Genomic DNA, 17,241 nt, shown 5'->3' with positions numbered 1-17,241 from the left:
CCCCGCGCCCCCCGCGGCGGCGCCGCGGGGGGCGCTGGGCTCTGTCCAACCCCCCCCCCCGGGGGGGCGGCCCCCCCGCGGGGGGGGGGCCCCGGGGGGGGGGGGGGCGCGCCGCCCCCCGCTTCTCCGTGCTCGGACGCCCGCCCGGACGCGGGCTCCGTGCCCGGGTTTTGCGCCCGGGCCTCGCGTCCGGTCCGCTCCCGGGCTCCGGGCCCGCGCGGGTCCGGGCCGCGCGCCCGGGCTCCGTGCGGGGCTCAGGCCCCGGGTCGTACCGCTCCGGCGAAGGAGGACCGGTAGTAGCCGGCCAGCCTCACGACACGGACCGTCTTGCCGCTGCTCGGCGAGTGGACCATCCTGCCCTTGCCGACGTACATGCCGACGTGGCCCTTCCCACTGAAGAACATCAGGTCACCGGGGCTCAGCTTGCTCCACGAGACCTTCTTCCTGATCGACCTGTACTGGCTGTGCGTGATCCTGGGGAGGGACACGCCCGCCTTGCGCCAGGCGTACCGGACGAGCCCCGAGCAGTCGAACGCTCCGGGGCCGGAGGCTCCCCACCGGTACGGGTCGCCGATCTGCTTCTTGGCCGCCGAGACCGCCTTTCCGGCCCGGATCCTCTGCAGTGCCGCCCTGCTCTTCCTGACCTTGCCCTTGGCCTTCGCCTTGGTCGCGGTGGTCGCGGTGGTCGCGGTTTGAGAGGCGGTCTTCTTGGTGCTTCCGGCCTTCTCGGAGGCGCCGGTCACGCTGTTGACCAGGATCTCCGAGGGGCCGTCCGCCACCGCCTGCGCCGCCGTGGGCCCCAAGGTGACCGCTCCGGCTGAGGCGGTCAGGGTGAGGGCGATACCGCCGATGGAAAGGCGGAAAAGGCGCGACAGGCGGGGGTTGTGCTGGGTGGTAGACAGGATTTCTCCTTGGGACTTCCACTGATGCCTACCGGGTTAGCTGACGGGTTCGGGCTTGGAAGATGCCCTACGGCACAAATGTGCCGATTCACCCCTGGCCACGCTGTGCTGGGCCTTTTGGGTCCCCGGTTCCATGCCTCCTGGCTGCATAGATTCGGCGGGCCGCCGTGATGAGCCCTGCCCCCGGGTGGGGGCACGGCGGCCGGTTGGATTTCTATAGGGACACCGGCCCGAAGACCGACATTCGCCGCGACGGCGTGGCTTGCACGTCGCGACGCCAGAAGTTACCCCGATCTCCAACTTTCGGCAAAGCATTCGCCAAATCGGGTGCCCAGATCCCCCTCTTGATCTTCCCGTTACCCCTGCTAAATAGCTATTTATGCTATTGAGATATGACCCTCGTCACATGTCTGACATCACTCTGATTGACGGCGATTTCTGTAATATTCATCACATCGCCATAGTCGAGGGTTATCCTTGGAATGCGCCGCCCCTCGGACGACCCGGCCTCCCGGAGCCCGCGCGCACGCGCCGGCACCGTGGACCGGCTTCCGGAAATCCACCTCGGCGATCTCCCCGGGCCGGGGAGCCGGTGGAGCGCACGGCGGGGTGTGAACCGCCTCGGCGAAGGCCCTGCGCGCCTGCCGGGCAGGAAGCCCTCACGAACCCCGGCGAGCCCTCAGGCTCTCAAGAGGGAACCACACACGCGCTCAGGACCGAGAGCCCGTTTCAGGCGGCGCGGGCGCCCATGAGGTCGTACGGGGCCGCAGGGGGACGTCCACCGCGTCGCCACACGGCCCGGCGACCGCCGCGCTCAGAACAGCGCTCAGGGCTTGGGGCAGGGCTCAGGGCTCAATGAGCAAGGACGATCAGGGACGGACGGCTCCGACGATGCGGCGGCCGTAGGAGGAGAGCGGGACGACCTTCACGACGTCACCGGTCTGCGGGGCGTGCACGATGTTGCCGTCGCCCGCGTACATGCTGACGTGGCCGAGCCCCTCGCTGAAGATGAGGTCTCCCGGCTGGAGCTCGCTCAGCGAGACCTTGCGGCTCGCGCCCCAGCTCCACTGCTCCCAGGTCGTACGGGGAAGGCTGACGCCCCCGCTGCGCCAGGCCCCCTGGACCAGGCCGGAGCAGTCCCAGCCGCTGGGACCCGTGCCGCCGTACCGGTAGGGCTTGCCGATCTGGGCGAAGGCGAACTGCAGGGCGGCGCGGGCGTTGCCCGAGGCGGAGCCGTTGTACTGGAGTCCCGCGCTCTCGGGGTTGCCCACCTTGAAGACGTTGAGCTCGCGCAGGAGCTTCGTCTGGGCCCTGACCATCTTGTCGGCCTTGGCCTTCTCCCTGGCCAGGTCGTCACGCGTCTCGTCGGCCTCGGCCAGCGCCTTCTTCGCCTGGTCGCGACTGGTCCGCAGGGTCTTTGTGGCCTCGTCGAAGGCGCTCAGGGACTGGGCGCGGGAGGTGGACATCTGGTCGGCCGCGGCCAGGCCGCTCAGCAGCGCGCCGGGGTCGCTCTGATAGATCATGCCTTCCCAGCCGTTGATCACCCCGACCTGGTAGGTGCTGACGGCCATCGTGACGAGCTCCTTGCGCAGCCCGGCGACCTGCTCGTTCTGGCGGTTCAGGTCGGCGTTGAGCGTGTCGTACTTCTTCCGGGCCCGCTTCCACTTCTCCGAGGCCTGGTTGTACTTCTCGACGACCTGGTCGGCCTGCTCGTTGAGCTTCTCGAGCTTCTTCTGGGCCTGGGCGAGCGTCGGCCTCGGGTCGGCGGACGCTCCGCTCAGCGGGATCGTCAGCAGCGCGAGGGCGAGCCCGGCCGCCGCCGCCGGCATCCGAATCAGTCCAACCGGCAAACCCGCCACGGCCACGTCAACGCCTCCCGACTGCACCAGACCTGCGGCGAATAGTACAGAAGAAGTAATGATTGACTCACCTTTTCGCCGGGTTTGCTCCTTATTCGCAGGTGGAAGCGCTTTACCCGCGACCGGTGACGCCCGTCCGACCACCCGGTGGCGCCCCGGCCGCGGGGAGCGGCCCGATCCGAACCCCGTCCGCGCTACGCGCAGGTGGCGACGTCGCAGATCTTGGCGGTCATCTTCCTGGCGTCGCGCAGCTGGACGGTCCAGTCGCTCCTCTCGGGCTTGGAGTACTCGCCCGCCCAGAGGTAGACCACGACGGCGTTGCCCTTCCTGACCAGCACGCTCCGGTCACCGCCCACCCCGGCCCTCTTGCCGTAGTAGACCTGCCCGGAGACCCTCAGCGCCTCGTCGCCGAGCCCGGTCAGGCGCGAGGAGGCGTAGCGGTAGCTGGAGCCCGCTTCGGTCCTGGCCCCGCACCTGGCCAGGGCGGCGCGCACCTGGGCGACGGCCGAGGCGGCCGAGGCCCGCGAGCCGTACAGGATCACCTGCTCGACCTTCATGAAGTCCGGCACTCCGGTGAAGGTCACCGTCCGCGCGGCCACCCGGCCGGTCGCGGCCAGCGTGCTCCGGTCGCACGGGTTCACGGCCAGCCCGGCCCTCGCCGAGTTGGTGACCTTCCAGTTGGTCTCGGGGTCGTTGTCCTTCTTGGCGGCGTCCCTCTCGTACAGCAGGAAACCCTTGGGGATGGCGGCCGTCGTGGCCGCCGCGGGTGTGGTGACGGTCGCTCCGGCGGCCAGGACGGCGAGGGCGAGCGTTATGATCTTCTTCATCGAATCGAACCTCCTGGGTGATCCGATGCCCGGCCACCCCGAAAGGTTTACGCGCGCCCCAGACGTCTGAGAAGAAGCACCGAGGGCACCGGCCTGGCGCCCATCCTGCGTACCGACTCGGCCACCTCGCGGTCCGAGGAGACCACCGCGACCGCGCGCCCGGCGGGCTCGGCGCGGACCAGCTGGCGGATCAGGTCGTCGGCGATCTGGTTCGGGGCGCTGAACAGCACGCGCACCCCCCTGGGCGCCGACACCGGCACCGGACCGTTCAGCTCGGCGCCGTCGAAGACGCAGGTCAGCTCGGTGCGGGTCTGCGCGTAGAGCGCGCCCAGACCGGTGAGGAGGCGGCTGCGCTGGTCGGCCAGGGTGAACGTGCCGTAACCGGTCTTGGTCACGTTGTAGCCGTCGACGATCAGGTGGATCTGCGGCAGCGCGAGCAACTGGTCGAGCAGGGCGGGGTCGTCGTCGGCGAGCGCCCGCGCGGGAACCGCCTGGACCCCCTGCCTGCCGGGCGCCACCGAGGCCACCGAGTCGGCGGGGCGGTGGATGCCCGAGGGCAGGGCGAGCTCCCTGCGCAGCCCGGCGGCGGCGTCCTGCAGGGCGTCGAGCAGCATGCGCACCTTGGTGTCCTCCACGCTGCGGCCCTCGCGGGCGGCCCTGCGCGTCGACTCCAGCTGCCGCTCTGCGTCGGCCAGCCGCTCGCGCAGGCGGCGCAGCTCGCTCTCCACCGTGCTCCCGGCCGAGAGCGCGGCGGCCCTCGCCTCCTCCGCCACCTCCTGGGCGGCGGCGGCGCGCGCCTCGGCCTCCCTGGTCCGCTCACGGGAGTCGTGCAGCCTGCGGCGCAGGTCGGAGACCTCCGAGCGCGAGGTCCTGAGCTGCTCGCGCAGCCGCTCGGACTCCTCCTTGGCCGCGGTCTTCTGGGCGGCCAACTGCTCGCGCAGCCGGGAGACCGTCTGCTCCTGCGCGGAGCCCTCGGCCGCGGCGGCCGACCGCTCCAGGTCGGCGCGGGCCGTCTCCACCATGTCCGCCCAGCCGGGCGGCCGGGTCAGGTAGGCGGCCGCGGCCACCATGACGGGCTCGGCCGCGGGCGGGACCGTGCCCTCGGCGAGGCTCGCGATCAGCTCGGGCCAGCCCTCGGTCAGCGTCTCCGCGACGAGCTCGCGGAACTTCTTGTCGGTCTCCAGCTGCGCGGCGATCGGCGCCCCGCCCAGCCTGGCCCGCTTGCGGGGGTCGAACCTGGCGATCCCCTTCAGCGGCAACGGGACCGAGGCCGCGGGCATCGAACCGAGAATCTGGGAGGCCAGCTCCACGACATGTAAGCGGACCTGCTCGGGTAACGGACGAGACAGGCCCTCTCCGGCTGAACTCATCACGGCCCCTACTCGGATCGGTCTTCACGTCAAGGGTACGGCTACCGCACCCTGACCCCGACCTGACCGTGAATCGACCGGCGGCCGACGAGGTCGTGAACCCTCTGTGGACAAGCGCTTGCTGCTGGGTTACGACTGTGCGGATCACCTTGTGACGCACGCCACCCGGGAGAACGCGATGGACGAGCCGACGAACGAGCCCGGCCGGCGGGCCGAGGAGATGCGCACCTCGACCCGCGACCTCGGGGAGCTGGGGGAGCGGATGCGCTCGTGGCTCGCCGGGAGGGTGGGATCCCCCGTCACGCTCTCCCCGCTGTCCCGTCCCTCGGGCAACGGCATGTCCAGCGAGACCCTGCTCTTCGACGCCTCCTGGACCTCCGCCGAGGGCGGCAACGACATCCCGTGCGTCGCCAGGCTGGCCCCGGCGAGCGAGGCGGTGCCGGTCTTCCCCGGCTACGACCTCGGCAGGCAGTACGAGGTCATGCGGCTGGTCAGGGAGCGCGCGGGCGTGCTCGCGCCCCGGCCCCTGTGGTACGAGCCCGACCCCGGGCCCCTGGGCGCCCCGTTCCTCGTGATGGAGCGGCTCACCGGCGACGTGCCGCCGGACGTGATGCCCTACACCTTCGGGAGCTGGCTGCTGGACGCCTCCCCCGCCGACCGCGACCGGCTGCAGCGGAACAGCGTCGAGATCCTGGCCAGGCTGCACGACACCCCCTTCACCGCCGAGGAGCTGCGCCCCCTGGAGATCCCCGGGACGGACGGCACGGCGCTGCGCGGGCACGTCGACGACCAGCGGGCCTACTACGAGTGGGCGCACGGCTCGACGCCCGTCCCGCTGCTGGAGCGGGCGTTCGGCTGGCTGGAGGAGCACTGGCCCGCCGCGCCGGGGCCCGACGTGCTGAACTGGGGCGACGCCCGCATCGGGAACGTGATGTATCACGACTTCACCCCGGTGGCGGTGCTCGACTGGGAGATGGCCACGGTCGCCCCCCGCGAGCTGGACATCTCCTGGATGATCTTCCTGCACACCTTCTTCCAGGACCTCACCGAGTTCATGGGCCTGCCGGGGATGCCGGACTTCATGCGGCGCGAGGACGTCTGCCAGGCGTACTACGAAACGACGGGATACAAGCCTCGGGACATGGAGTTCTACGAGACGTACGCCGCCCTCAGGCACGGCATCATCATGGCCCGCATCTGGCAGCGCCAGGTCCACTTCGGCGAGAAGGCGATGCCCGACGACCCCGACGACCTGGTGATGCACCGGGCCCTCCTGGAACGGATGCTGGACGGGAGCCACTGGAGCTGAGGCCCTCGGAAGGCTCTCGGAAGGCCCCCGCGGGCCCGTGGGGGCGGGGATCCTCCCGGCGCCCGGCGCGCACCGGCCGGGGGAGGGTCCGGTGCGGTAAATGTCGGTCGGGGCTTCTATGGTCGTGAGTCGTGGATTACGCCGTGCAGGGAACACTCGACGAGCTGGGCACCCCGCTCGGCCAGATCACCTTCGTCGTGTTCGACCTGGAGACCACCGGCGTCTCGGCGGGCGAGCACGCGATCACCGAGATCGGGGCGGTGAAGGTCAGGGGCGGCGAGGTGCTCGGCGAGTTCGCCACCCTGGTCGACCCCGGCTCGCCGATCCCGCCGTTCATCTCGGTGCTGACCGGCATCACCGACAGCATGGTGGTGGCGGCGCCGAGGATCGAGTCGGTGCTGCCGTCCTTCCTGGAGTTCGCGGCGGGCTCCACCCTGGTGGCGCACAACGCGGGGTTCGACCTGGGGTTCGTCAGGGCGGCCTGCGCCGCGCACGGGTATCCCCCGCCGGCCCACCAGGTGGTCGACACCGTCGACCTGGCCCGCAAACTGCTGACCCGCGACGAGGCGCCCAACTGCAAGCTGTCCACGCTGGCCAGGATCTTCAGCAGCACCGAGCCCTGCCACCGGGCGCTCGCCGACGCGCGGGCCACCGTCGACGTGCTGCACGCCCTGCTGGAGCGGGCGGGCTCCTTCGGGGTGCACACGCTGGAGGAGCTCAAGGGCTTCGTCCGCGCCCCCACCCCCGAGCAGCGCCGCAAGCGGCACCTGGCCGACTCGGTGCCGGCGGGCCCCGGCGTCTACGTGTTCGAGGACGAGGGCGGCGACCCGCTCTACGTCGGCAAGAGCACCAACCTGCGCAACCGGGTGCGCAGTTACTTCACCGCGAGCGAGACCAGGCCGCGCGTCCGCGAGATGGTCGGCATCGCCGCGCGGGTCAGGTCGATCAGCTGCGCGACCGCGCTGGAGGCCGAGGTCAGGGAGCTGCGGCTGATCGGCTCGGCCAAGCCCCGCTACAACCGCAGGTCGCGCTTCCCCGAGAAGATGTTCTGGCTCAAGCTGACCGACGAGCCGTTCCCCCGCCTGTCGGTCGTCCGCGAGGTCAAGGACGACGAGGCCTCCTACCTGGGCCCGTTCAACAGCACCCGCGCCGCCGAGGACGCCCGCACGGCCCTGCACGAGACGGTCCCGCTGCGGCAGTGCACCGAGCGGATCACCCCGCGCACCAGGCGTTCGGCCTGCGCGCTCGCCGAGATCGGGAAGTGCGGGGCCCCGTGCGAGGGCCGCCAGAGCCCCGGCGAGTACGCCGTGCACGTCGTGGCGGCCCGCCGGGCGATGGAGCTGGACGCGGCTCCGGTCTTCTCCGCGATCGAGGCCAGGATGGAGCGGCTCGCCCTCGACCAGCGCTACGAGGAGGCCGCCGCCGACCGCGACCGGCTCGCCTCCTACGTCCGCACCTCGGCCCGCATGCAGCGGCTGCGGTCACTGACCGCGATCCCCCAGATGGTCGCCGCGGCCCCCCTGCCCGGCGGCGCCTGGGAGATCCACGTCATCCGGTACGGACGGCTCGCCTCGGCCGGGGTGATGCCGAAGGGCGCCCACCCCAACCCGTTCGTGGAGGCGCTGACCGCCACCGCCGAGACGGTGCCGCCGGGTCCGGGGCCGGTCCACGCGGCCAGCGCCGAGGAGACCGAGTGCGTCCTGCGCTGGCTGGAGTCCCCCGGGGTGCGGCTGGTGCAGGTGGAGGGCACCTGGAGCCTGCCCGTCTCGGGCGCGGGGCGGCTCAAGGCCCGCATCGACCGCGCCTACCAGGCGGCCGAGCCGCGTCGCCCGCGCGAGGGCCGCCCGCTGCGCTGACGCCCGCGCTGATAGCTTCTGAGGCGGAAAGCCGCACTCAACGAGGAGGAAGCTCGTGGTCACCGCGATCGTTCACATCAACGCCGAGGTGGACCGGATCTCCGAGGTCGCCCAGACGGTCGCCGAGATCGACGGGGTGAGCGAGGTCTACTCCATAACCGGGGAGTACGACCTGATGGCCATGGTCCGCGTCCCCGCCTACGAGGAGATCGCCGAGGTCGTCCCCGGCCGGATCAACAAGGTGGACGGGGTGCTGCACACCGAGACCCACGTCGCCTTCCGCGCCTACTCCCGGCACGACCTGGAGGCCGCCTTCTCGATCGGCCTCGGCGAGTCCGACTGATCCTCCTGGTCCTCGTCCACACCGGCGGATCGAGTGGGTGTCTCCTCACCCGACCCGGCGGAGCCCGGACGCGGCCCGGCGGGCCGAACGGGGGCCTCCCCGCTCGACCCGGCGTCCGGACGCGGCCCGGCGGGGCCGGTGATCGCCTCCGCGGCCGCTCCGGCCGGGCCGGTGATCCCTCCCGCGACCGCCCCCATGGAGCCCGGGCGCGGCCCGAAGGGCGCGGTGACGGTGAGGTCACCCTCGCCGGCACGGCTGCCGACCTCGCCCGCGGTGGGCAGCCGCGCCCGCACCTCGAAACCCCCTCCGGGCAGGGTCCCGGCCGCCAGCGTCCCGCCGAAGAGGGTGGCGCGCTCGCGCATGCCGAGCAGGCCGTGCCCCGCGACCGCCGCGGGGACGGTCCTGCCGTCGTCCCGTACGAGAACGTCGAGGAAGCCCGGCCGCCAGCGCAGTGTGACGCGGGCCGAGCGAGCGCCGGCGTGCCGCAGGGTGTTGTCGAGCGCCTCCTGGACGATGCGGTAGGCCACCAGTTCGAGGGCGAGCCCGACCTCGGCGGGCCTGCCGTCCTCGACCACGTCCACCCGCAGGCCCCGCTCCCTGACCCCGGCGAGCAGGTCGCGGAGGTCGGACAGCCTGGGCTGGGGCGTCCTGCCCGCGGAGAGGCCGTCGAGGTCGAGCAGCGACAGGGTGCGCTGGAGCTCGACGAGTGCCTGGCGCCCCGACTCCTCGGCCACCCTCAGGGTCTCCCTGGCCCGCTCGGTATCCTTGTCCATGATCATCCGGCCGGCGCCCACCCCGAGCGTCATCATGCTGATCCCGTGGGCGACGACGTCGTGCAGCTCGCGGGCGATGCGCGCCCGCCTCTCGGCGAGCTGGGCACCGGCCAGCGCCTCCCCCTGGTCGGCGAATCGGGCCTCCCACGACCTGAGCCTCCGCAGCAGGAGCCTGCGTTCCCACACCAGGCTCGCCACGACCGCGCACAGCACGAGGGCCGCGCACGACAGCAGGATGGGGAACATCTGCTCGTTCAGCAGGTCAGCACGCCACATGGCCGCAATCTAGAACGGTCACCCGGGGCGATACATCCCCTCGTGGGCGGATCTTGTGTCCGCCCACGAGCGGAGGACGCCCGGCACCGGAACGGTTTCCCGGCGAAGCCCAGGACGGCTCCGGGGCCGGTCCCGACCCGGATCCGGTGATCGAAAACCGGACGACTTCAAGGCTCGCCCGGCCCGGATCCGGCGGCCGGGAGTCAGGACGACTTCACGGCCCGCCCGGCCCGGATCCGGCGATCGAAGGTCAGGACGGCTTCAGGGCCCGGCTGATCTGGATCCAGCGGTCGAGGGTCTCGGCCGCGGCGCCGGAGTCGACGGCCCGGGTCGCGCGTTCGTACCCCGCGGCCATCGCGGCGTTCAGGTCGTCACCGGCGCCGTCGCCCGCGCCCTCCCCCGCGCCGTCGAGGGCGACCAGCGCGGCGGCGGCGTTCAGCAGCACCGCGTCGCGGACCGGCCCCGTCTTGCCGCCGACCAGGTCACGCACGGCCTGGGCGTTGAACACCACGTCCCCGCCGCGCAGCGCGTCGGGCGCCGCCCTGGGGATGTCGAGCGCGGCCGGGTCGAAGACGACCTGCTCCAGGGCGCCCTGGCGCACCACCCAGACCGTGGAGGTCGTGGCGATGGTGAGCTCGTCCAGCCCGTCGTCGCCCCTGAAGACCAGCGCGGAGACCCCGCGCTCGGCGAAGACGCCCGCGACGGTGGGGAGCATCCCCGCGTCGAAGATGCCGATCGCCTGGGCGGCGGGCCTGGCCGGGTTGGTCAGCGGGCCCAGGAAGTTGAAGATCGTGGGGACGCCGAGCTCCTTGCGCGTGGGGCCCACGAAGCGCAGCGCCGGGTGGTAGACCGGCGCGAAGCAGAAGGCGATCCCGGCCTCGACGGCGACCCTGGCGGTGTCGGCCGGGGCGAGGTCGAGCACGATCCCGAGGTGTTCCAGGACGTCGGCGGCGCCGCAGGAGGAGGAGGCGGCCCGGTTGCCGTGCTTGACGACCCTCGCCCCCGCGGCGGCGGCCACGATCGCGGCCATGGTCGAGACGTTGACGGTGTGGGCCCGGTCGCCGCCGGTGCCGACGACGTCGACGACGGGCCCCTCGACCGACAGCGGGGTGGCCCGCTGCAGCATCGTGCGCGCCAGGCCGGTCACCTCCGCGACCGTCTCGCCCTTCGCCCTCAGCGCCACCGCGAAGCCCGCGATCTGGGCGGACGTGGCGGAGCCGGACATGATCTGGTTCATCGCCCAGGCGGCCTCGTCGGCCGTCAGGTGCTCGCCCGCGATCAGGGCGGACAGCAGCGCGGGCCAGGTGGTACGCGCGTCCATGGAGGTCTCCAGGGGGGTTCCGGGGGTCTACCGGGCGGACAGGCGGGTGGAAAGGCGGCGGCGCATCAGGTCGGCGACGGTCTCGGCCAGGACGACCGGGTCGATCGGCTGCGGCACGACGGCCTCGGCGCGCGACCACTCGGCCAGCCAGCGGTCGTCGCGGCGGGCGATCAGCAGGCAGATCGGCGGGCAGTCGTGGACCTCGTCCTTGGCCTGGCGGGCCACGCCCATGCCACCGGCCGGCTGGGCCTCGGCGTCGAGCACGGCGACGTCGATCTCTCCGGAGTCGAAGTGCTGGACGACCTTGGCGTGGGTGGCGCACTCCACGATCTCCACGAGGGGCACGTCGCCTGCGGGGCGGCGGCCGATCGCCTGCCGCACCTTCTCGCGGGTGCTCGCGTCGTCGCTGTAGACGAGGACCCTCATCTTGTCGTCGGTGCTCACGGTCGCGCTCACTATCCCTCGTCGATGTATGGTCACCTGGGATGCTACCGGTCACCCGGTCCGGAGACCCAGGCTGGAGCCAGTGCCGGGCGAATTGCCCTATACGTCCACTTTGAGGGGACGTGCGCACCCGCTATCGGGGGGTCGTGCGGCGACCCGAGCAGGAGAGCCGCAATAATGCTGCCCGTGGCGACAGCATCCGCAATTTCAACGACGACGGCAGCGCACTCGTCCCGCAGACCCGATCTGGTCAGCGTGGGGACGATCGTCTGGCTGTCCTCCGAGCTCATGTTCTTCGCGGCGCTGTTCGCGATGTACTTCACCATCCGGTCGGTGAGCATCGGCCAGGGTCTTCCCTGGCCCGAGGCCCATCTGAACATCCCCTTCGCCCTGGCCAACACGATCATCCTGGTCCTGTCCAGTGTGACCTGCCAGCTGGGCGTGTGGGCGGCCGAGAAGGGTCAGGTCGCCAAGCTCCGCTTCTGGTACGTCGTCAGCTTCCTGATGGGCTCCGTGTTCGTGGCCGGCCAGCTGTACGAGTACAGCGAGCTGGTCCACGAGGGGCACACGCTGTCGCACTCCGCGTACGACTCCGTGTTCTACCTGACCACGGGCTTCCACGGCCTGCACGTGACCGGTGGACTGATCGCGTTCCTGTTCATGCTGGGACGCACGTACGCCGCGAAGCGCTTCACCCGTGAGCAGGCGACCAGCGCGATCGTCGTGTCCTACTACTGGCACTTCGTGGACGTGGTCTGGATCGGTCTTTTCGTAACCATCTATGGCATTCACTAAGGAATCGGGGATCTCTGTGAATAGGATCACCGCTGGGCGGCGGCATCCCCTCGCGAGATACGCCGTCCTGCTCCTGGCCCTGGGCCTGATCGGCGGGATCTACACCGTCGCGCTCGCGGTCTCCCCGAGCCGGCAGGCCGACGCCGCCATCGCGTCCGGCAGGGCCGACGACGTGGCCGAGGGCAAGAAACTCTTCGAGCAGAGCTGCTCCAGCTGCCACGGCCTCAACGCCGAGGGCACCGCCCAGGGTCCGACCCTGATCGGCGTCGGCGCGGCCTCCGTGGACTTCCAGGTCGGCAGCGGCCGCATGCCCCTGGCCAACCCCGGCGCGCAGGCACCGCGCAAGCCCCTGGCCCCCTGGGTCAACGACGACACCCTCCGGCAGCTGGGCGCCTACATCCAGTCCCTCGGCGGCGGCCCGACCGTCCCGAGCGCCGAGCAGGTCGACGCGAGCAAGGGCGACAAGTCCAAGGGCGGGGAGCTGTTCCGCGCGAACTGCATCCAGTGCCACAACTTCGTCGGCGCCGGCGGGGCCCTGACCCAGGGCAAGTACGCGCCGCCGCTCCACGCGGCCACCGAGAGGCAGATCTACGAGGCGATGATCACCGGCCCGCAGGCGATGCCGGTGTTCAACGACAGCATGATCACCCCCGAGCAGAAGCGGGACATGATCGCCTACATCGTGGGCGTGCGTGAGGAGCCCAACCCGGGCGGCGCCGGTCTCGGCCGCATCGGCCCGGTCACGGAGGGTCTGGTGGCCTGGGTCGTCGGGCTCAGCCTCCTCTCCCTGGCCGCCATCTGGATCACCGCGAAGAGGCGACAGGCCAAATGACTGACAACAATCACGACATCGAACAGCCGGAGGAGCGCGCGCCCAAGCGCGTGATCGGCACCCCCTCCCCGGCGGCGAGCACCTCCCTCCTCGGCCGTGACGAGCCGGCGAAGACGGACGTCGTCCAGGTGCCCGGGGTGGTCCCGCAGGACGAGGCGACCGCGAGGAAGGGCGAGCGGTACGCCGCCCTCTGCTTCCTCGTCGCCTTCCTGGGCGGCATCGGCTTCGTGGTGTCGTACGTCGTCTTCCAGGTCGGCGACATCGAGAAGACGCAGGTCTCCAACCTCGCGCTGGGCGGCACGCTCACGCTGGCCCTGCTCGGGCTGGCCGCGGGCCTGACGACCTGGGTCCGCCTGGTCATGCCCAAGTACAACCTGGTCCAGGAGCGCCACGCGATGGCCTCCGACCCCGAGACCAGGTCGTACGTGGCCGAGACCTTCCTGCAGGGGGCGAACGAGAGCGGCATCGCCAAGCGCCCGCTGCTGCGCCGCACCCTGCTGGCCGCCGCCGCCCCGCTCGGCCTGGCCCCGCTGGTCCTGCTGCGCGACCTCGGCCCGAGCCACACGAACTTCCCGGCCAAGCTGCGGCACACCGTCTGGGGCGAGAAGACCAAGGACGGCAAGCCGCGCAAGCTCATCGTCGAGGGAAGCGGCTCGCCGATCAGGGCCGCCGACTTCAACTCCCCCGGCGGCATCCTCTCCGTGGTGCCCGAGGGGTACGAGCACGACCTGAACGCGCTGGCCAAGGCCACCCTGATCCTGATCAAGTTCCGTCCCGAGGAGCTCAAATCCGGGACTAACCTGAACTGGACACACGACGGGATCGTGGCCTACTCCAAGATCTGCACGCACGTCGGCTGCCCCGCGGCCCTGTACGAGCAGACCACCCACCACATCCTGTGCCCGTGTCACCAGTCGACCTTCGACGCCGCCGACGGCGCCAAGGTCATCTTCGGCCCGGCCGCCAGGCCCCTGCCCCAGCTGCCGATCGCCGTCGACAATGAGGGGTACCTCGTCGCAACGGCGGACTTCCCGGTCCCCGTCGGTCCCAGCTTCTGGGAGCGTGGCGACGCCGAGGCCGAGGTCCGTGAGAACGGAGCCCAGAAGTCATGAGCATCGAAACCGTCCCCAAGCCCATCGAGGGTGCGAGCGCCTTCGTCGACGACCGCATCGGCGCGGGAAACTTCCTCAAGCGGAACCTGCGGAAGATCTTCCCCGACCACTGGTCGTTCCTGCTGGGTGAGATCGCTCTCTACTCGTTCATCATCCTGCTGCTGACCGGCACGTTCCTGACGTTCTTCTTCAAGCCCGGCATGAACCACGTCGAGTACGCCGGTTCGTACGGCCCGCTGCAGGGCGTCGTCATGTCCGAGGCGTACGCGTCGGCGCTGAGCATCAGCTTCGACGTGCGCGGTGGCCTGCTGATGAGGCAGATGCACCACTGGGCGGCCCTGCTGTTCATCGGCGGCATGATGGTGCACGCGCTCCGGGTGTTCTTCACCGGCGCCTACCGCAAGCCCCGCGAGCTCAACTGGCTGATCGGCGTGCTGCTGCTCACGCTGGCGCTGGCCGAGGGCCTGACCGGTTACTCCCTGCCCGACGACCTGCTCTCCGGCGCCGGTCTGCGGATCACCGAGGGTGTGGCGATCTCGCTGCCGCTGGTCGGCACCTGGATCACCTTCTTCCTCTTCGGCGGCGAGTATCCGGGCGAGGACGTCATCGCGCGCTTCTACTCGCTGCACATCCTGCTCATCCCGGGCATCCTGCTCGCGCTCATCACGGCTCACATGATCCTGATGTGGGTGCAGAAGCACACGCAGATGCCGGGCAAGGGCCGCACCAACGAGAACGTGGTGGGCGCGCCGTTCTACCCGGCCTTCATGATCAAGGCCGGCGCGTACTTCATGTTCACCTTCGGGGTCATCGCGCTGCTGGGGACCTTCGCCCAGATCAACCCGATCTGGTTGTTCGGCCCCTACACCCCGGCCGACATCTCGGCGGGCTCGCAGCCCGACTTCTACATGGGCTTCCTCGAAGGCTCGCTGCGCCTCATGCCCGCCTGGGAGATCAACCTCTTCGGCGGCGCGGGGGGCACGCTCGCGATGAGCGTGCTGATCCCGGCCCTGGTGCCGATGGGCATCGTCATGACGGGCCTGGCGCTGTACCCGTTCATCGAACAGTGGGTCACCGGCGACCGCCGCGAGCACCACGTCGCCGAGCGTCCCCGCAACAACCCGCACCGCACCGCGATCGGCATGTCGGCGGTCACGTTCTACGGTGTCCTGTGGCTGCTGGGCGCCAACGACGAGATCTCCGCGTTCTTCCACATCTCGCTGAACTGGACGACCTACGCGGGCCGGTTCCTGGTGATCGCCGGCCCCGTGCTGGCGTACATCATCACCTACCGGACTTGCCTGGGCCTGCAGCGCAGCGACGCGGCGATCATCAGCCACGGCGTGGAGTCCGGTGTGATCAAGCGGCTGCCCCACGGCGAGTACATCGAGGTCCACGTCCCGCCGCACGAGGCCATCGAGGCCCACATGCGGGGCAAGGAAGTGATCCCGGTCATCTCCGCGGACGGCACCGACCCGAAGAACCGCGACGACGTCCCGTCCAAGGGGATGCGCGGCCCGCTCGGCAGGCTGCGGGCCAAGATGAGCGCGGCGTACGGCGGCGAGAAGATCCCGCTCGACGACGGCCACGGCCACGGTCACGGCGAGGACCACGACGCCGTCGGCGCGGGTCACGGGGAGCACGCGGCGGTCGGCCAGGCCGGGGACGACAAGTCCCTGACCCACTGATCCACGCTGATCCACCACGGCTGACGCCACACGGAGGGCCCGGACACCACACGGTGTCCGGGCCCTCCGCCTTTGCGTGCCGTCGAACGGGCCGGATGAGCGGGACAGTGCCGCCAAATGCCTCTGAAGTGCCTCTGAGCTGCCACAAGGCCCCCGGGGAAGCTCTCAGGAGGTCCCTGCGGGCCTCTCACGGGCCGGGGCACTCCAGGGCCGGGCCCCCGTCCACGGGCGCCCAGGAGACCTCAGGGGGCGGCGGTCAGACGTCGTCGGTGTCGAAGTGCTTGAGGCTGCTCCACTTGAGCCATTCCTTCCAGCTCTCCTGCCAGTGACCCCACCCGTTCAGGGGCTCCAGGACGCGGGGCGAGCCGGTGATGATGATCGGGTCCCCGATCAGGGTGTTGTCGAGGAACCACTTGGCGTTGCTCGGGCTGACGTTGACGCAGCCGTGGCTGACGTTGGAGTTGCCCTGGGAGCCGACCGACCACGGGGCGGCGTGGATGTACTCGCCGCTGTTGGAGATGCGGACGGTGTCGTAGACGGTGAGCTGGTAGTAGCCGGGGGAACCGGGCCCGATGCCCGGGGAGGTCATGACGGTGACGTTCTCCCGCGACATGGCCAGGTGCACGCCGCTGGTCGTGTGGTACTTCCAGTTGCCGCCCTGCCCGGCGCTCATGGGCATCTCGCGGACGACCTTGCCGTTGCGCCGGACCGTGAGGTGGTGCGACTGGACGCTTCCCTTGGTGATCTGCGAGCGGCCGATCTTGAAGTTGACGGTCTTGTTCGCCGCCCCGTACAGGCCGCTGCCGCCGCGCACCCCCGCCAGGCGGGCCTCGACCCGGACCCTCGTACCGGCGGGCCAGAACTTCTTCGGGCGGAAGTGCACGTTCCGGTTGTCGAACCAGTGCCAGGCCCCCAGGACCGGCCTGGAGGTGCGGACGAAGAGGTTGCGCTCGATGGAGACCCGGTCGGAGACGTCGCGGTCGAAGGTGATCATCACCGGCATGCCGACGCCGACGGTCAGGCCGGTCGTGTCCCTGCCCGGCATGAAGTTCTCGATCGCGAAGGTCTCGCGCTTGCGCACCGTGGAGAAGGAGGAGGTCGTGGTGGTGACGGCGCCGGCCGGATTGACGGCCGTCACGGAGACCTCGTAGGAGGCCCCCGGAGCCGCAGTGCCCCGGCTGCGCCACTGGGTGCCGTCGGCGCTGAGAACGCCCGGCAGGGTGCCCCTGGCGCCCTTCACGGCCCTGACGACGACCTGCCGCAGGGTGCCGCCCTGCGCCGCGATCAGGATGGGCGTGTCCGTGGGGACGCCTCTGGCCTTGTCGAGGGGGCTCACGGTGACGACGGCCGCGGCGACCGCGGCGGGCGAGTTCTGCGACGCCTGTGGCGTCCGACCACCTTCTACGGCGGTGCTTCCCGAGCAGGATGCCGTCACCAGCGCGAGGGTCAGCAGTCCCGCTCCCTGGCTCGAACCCCGGATCGCGTGCCCCACATGAACTCCCCTGTCCGGACTGAACCACTGATTCAGTTATTA

At 70.9% G+C, this 17,241-nt stretch carries 15 protein-coding genes and 1 riboswitch; of the genes, 7 read left to right on the top strand and 8 right to left on the bottom strand.

Annotated features, from left to right (window positions below):
* Positions 1-254: 254 nt before the first annotated feature.
* The 4 genes from ACFYWM_RS15410 to ACFYWM_RS15395 form a co-directional block, all read right to left on the bottom strand.
* Positions 255-803, bottom strand: a complete 549-nt coding sequence (locus ACFYWM_RS15410; RefSeq protein WP_389914421.1) for a C40 family peptidase — start codon at positions 801-803, stop codon at positions 255-257.
* Positions 804-912: 109 nt separating this feature from the next.
* A riboswitch (cyclic di-AMP (ydaO/yuaA leader) is annotated at positions 913-1,072 on the bottom strand.
* Between the two features lie 699 nt (positions 1,073-1,771).
* The gene (locus tag ACFYWM_RS15405) at positions 1,772-2,731 is read right to left on the bottom strand and encodes an NlpC/P60 family protein (RefSeq protein ID WP_389914418.1); all 960 of its coding nucleotides are present in this window, start codon (positions 2,729-2,731) and stop codon (positions 1,772-1,774) included.
* Between the two features lie 224 nt (positions 2,732-2,955).
* Positions 2,956-3,588 carry a hypothetical protein gene (locus tag ACFYWM_RS15400; RefSeq protein WP_389914416.1) on the bottom strand — a complete coding sequence of 211 codons (633 nt, stop codon included), beginning with the start codon at positions 3,586-3,588 and terminating at the stop codon, positions 2,956-2,958.
* Positions 3,589-3,635: 47 nt separating this feature from the next.
* Positions 3,636-4,868: an NYN domain-containing protein gene (locus ACFYWM_RS15395; protein ID WP_389914413.1), complete on the bottom strand. Its 1,233-nt coding sequence runs from the start codon at positions 4,866-4,868 to the stop codon at positions 3,636-3,638.
* A 241-nt stretch (positions 4,869-5,109) separates the two neighbouring features.
* Between ACFYWM_RS15395 and ACFYWM_RS15390 the strand changes: the two genes are divergently transcribed.
* From ACFYWM_RS15390 to ACFYWM_RS15380, 3 genes are all read left to right on the top strand, one after another.
* Entirely contained in the window at positions 5,110-6,267 is a 1,158-nt protein-coding gene (locus ACFYWM_RS15390; RefSeq protein ID WP_389914408.1) for a phosphotransferase family protein, read from the top strand.
* A gap of 143 nt (positions 6,268-6,410) precedes the next feature.
* Positions 6,411-8,123, top strand: coding sequence for a DEDD exonuclease domain-containing protein (locus ACFYWM_RS15385; RefSeq protein WP_389914405.1), 1,713 nt, complete (start codon positions 6,411-6,413; stop codon positions 8,121-8,123).
* Between the two features lie 55 nt (positions 8,124-8,178).
* A complete protein-coding gene (locus tag ACFYWM_RS15380) occupies positions 8,179-8,466 on the top strand; it encodes an Lrp/AsnC ligand binding domain-containing protein (protein WP_362870353.1) in 288 nt (95 codons plus the stop codon).
* On the opposite strand, the gene ACFYWM_RS15375 is transcribed toward ACFYWM_RS15380, so the two are convergent.
* The 3 genes from ACFYWM_RS15375 to ACFYWM_RS15365 all read right to left on the bottom strand — a co-directional run bounded on the left by ACFYWM_RS15375 (position 8,409) and on the right by ACFYWM_RS15365 (position 11,262).
* Positions 8,409-9,515, bottom strand: a complete 1,107-nt coding sequence (locus ACFYWM_RS15375; protein WP_389914402.1) for a histidine kinase — start codon at positions 9,513-9,515, stop codon at positions 8,409-8,411. The two genes, ACFYWM_RS15380 and ACFYWM_RS15375, sit on opposite strands and share 58 nt — an antisense overlap.
* Positions 9,516-9,765: 250 nt before the next feature.
* The gene (gene trpD / locus ACFYWM_RS15370; protein ID WP_389914399.1) at positions 9,766-10,836 is read right to left on the bottom strand and encodes an anthranilate phosphoribosyltransferase; all 1,071 of its coding nucleotides are present in this window, start codon (positions 10,834-10,836) and stop codon (positions 9,766-9,768) included.
* A gap of 27 nt (positions 10,837-10,863) precedes the next feature.
* On the bottom strand, positions 10,864-11,262 hold the full coding sequence (locus tag ACFYWM_RS15365) for a hypothetical protein (protein ID WP_344917239.1): 399 nt from the start codon (positions 11,260-11,262) through the stop codon (positions 10,864-10,866).
* Between the two features lie 195 nt (positions 11,263-11,457).
* Here ACFYWM_RS15365 and ACFYWM_RS15360 point away from each other — a divergent pair, with 195 nt between their 5' ends.
* Genes ACFYWM_RS15360 through ACFYWM_RS15345 form a run of 4 tightly spaced genes read left to right on the top strand, consistent with a single transcriptional unit; the run spans position 11,458 to position 15,707 of the window.
* Positions 11,458-12,075 (top strand): heme-copper oxidase subunit III, encoded by a 618-nt coding sequence (locus ACFYWM_RS15360; protein ID WP_389914396.1) that lies wholly within the window; start codon positions 11,458-11,460, stop codon positions 12,073-12,075.
* Between the two features lie 16 nt (positions 12,076-12,091).
* Complete coding sequence (locus tag ACFYWM_RS15355; RefSeq protein WP_389914393.1) at positions 12,092-12,907, top strand: c-type cytochrome; 816 nt, start codon at positions 12,092-12,094, stop codon at positions 12,905-12,907.
* Entirely contained in the window at positions 12,904-14,019 is a 1,116-nt protein-coding gene (locus ACFYWM_RS15350) for a Rieske 2Fe-2S domain-containing protein (RefSeq protein ID WP_389914391.1), read from the top strand. Before ACFYWM_RS15355 ends, ACFYWM_RS15350 begins: the two co-directional genes overlap by 4 nt.
* Positions 14,016-15,707: a cytochrome bc complex cytochrome b subunit gene (locus ACFYWM_RS15345; protein ID WP_389914388.1), complete on the top strand. Its 1,692-nt coding sequence runs from the start codon at positions 14,016-14,018 to the stop codon at positions 15,705-15,707. Before ACFYWM_RS15350 ends, ACFYWM_RS15345 begins: the two co-directional genes overlap by 4 nt.
* A gap of 256 nt (positions 15,708-15,963) precedes the next feature.
* On the opposite strand, the gene ACFYWM_RS15340 is transcribed toward ACFYWM_RS15345, so the two are convergent.
* Positions 15,964-17,199: an Ig-like domain-containing protein gene (locus tag ACFYWM_RS15340; RefSeq protein ID WP_389914385.1), complete on the bottom strand. Its 1,236-nt coding sequence runs from the start codon at positions 17,197-17,199 to the stop codon at positions 15,964-15,966.
* Between the last annotated feature and the right edge of the window lie 42 nt (positions 17,200-17,241).

It is taken from the genome of Streptosporangium sp. NPDC002721 (assembly GCF_042888905.1).
Lineage (GTDB): Bacteria > Actinomycetota > Actinomycetes > Streptosporangiales > Streptosporangiaceae > Streptosporangium.
Note: the sequence above shows the minus strand (reverse complement) of the source record. Positions and strands in the feature narration are given on the sequence as shown.

Excerpts from the sequence above, each read along its gene's own strand:
- ACFYWM_RS15405 (WP_389914418.1), bottom strand. The coding sequence starts at position 2,731 with ATGCCGGCGGCGGCGGCCGGGCTCGCCCTCGCGCTGCTGACGATCCCG.
- ACFYWM_RS15400 (WP_389914416.1), bottom strand. The coding sequence starts at position 3,588 with ATGAAGAAGATCATAACGCTCGCCCTCGCCGTCCTGGCCGCCGGAGCG.
- ACFYWM_RS15395 (WP_389914413.1), bottom strand. The coding sequence starts at position 4,868 with ATGCCCGCGGCCTCGGTCCCGTTGCCGCTGAAGGGGATCGCCAGGTTC.
- ACFYWM_RS15375 (WP_389914402.1), bottom strand. The coding sequence starts at position 9,515 with ATGTGGCGTGCTGACCTGCTGAACGAGCAGATGTTCCCCATCCTGCTG.
- trpD (WP_389914399.1), bottom strand. The coding sequence starts at position 10,836 with ATGGACGCGCGTACCACCTGGCCCGCGCTGCTGTCCGCCCTGATCGCG.
- ACFYWM_RS15365 (WP_344917239.1), bottom strand. The coding sequence starts at position 11,262 with ATGAGGGTCCTCGTCTACAGCGACGACGCGAGCACCCGCGAGAAGGTG.
- ACFYWM_RS15360 (WP_389914396.1), top strand. The coding sequence starts at position 11,458 with ATGCTGCCCGTGGCGACAGCATCCGCAATTTCAACGACGACGGCAGCG.
- ACFYWM_RS15350 (WP_389914391.1), top strand. The coding sequence starts at position 12,904 with ATGACTGACAACAATCACGACATCGAACAGCCGGAGGAGCGCGCGCCC.
- ACFYWM_RS15345 (WP_389914388.1), top strand. The coding sequence starts at position 14,016 with ATGAGCATCGAAACCGTCCCCAAGCCCATCGAGGGTGCGAGCGCCTTC.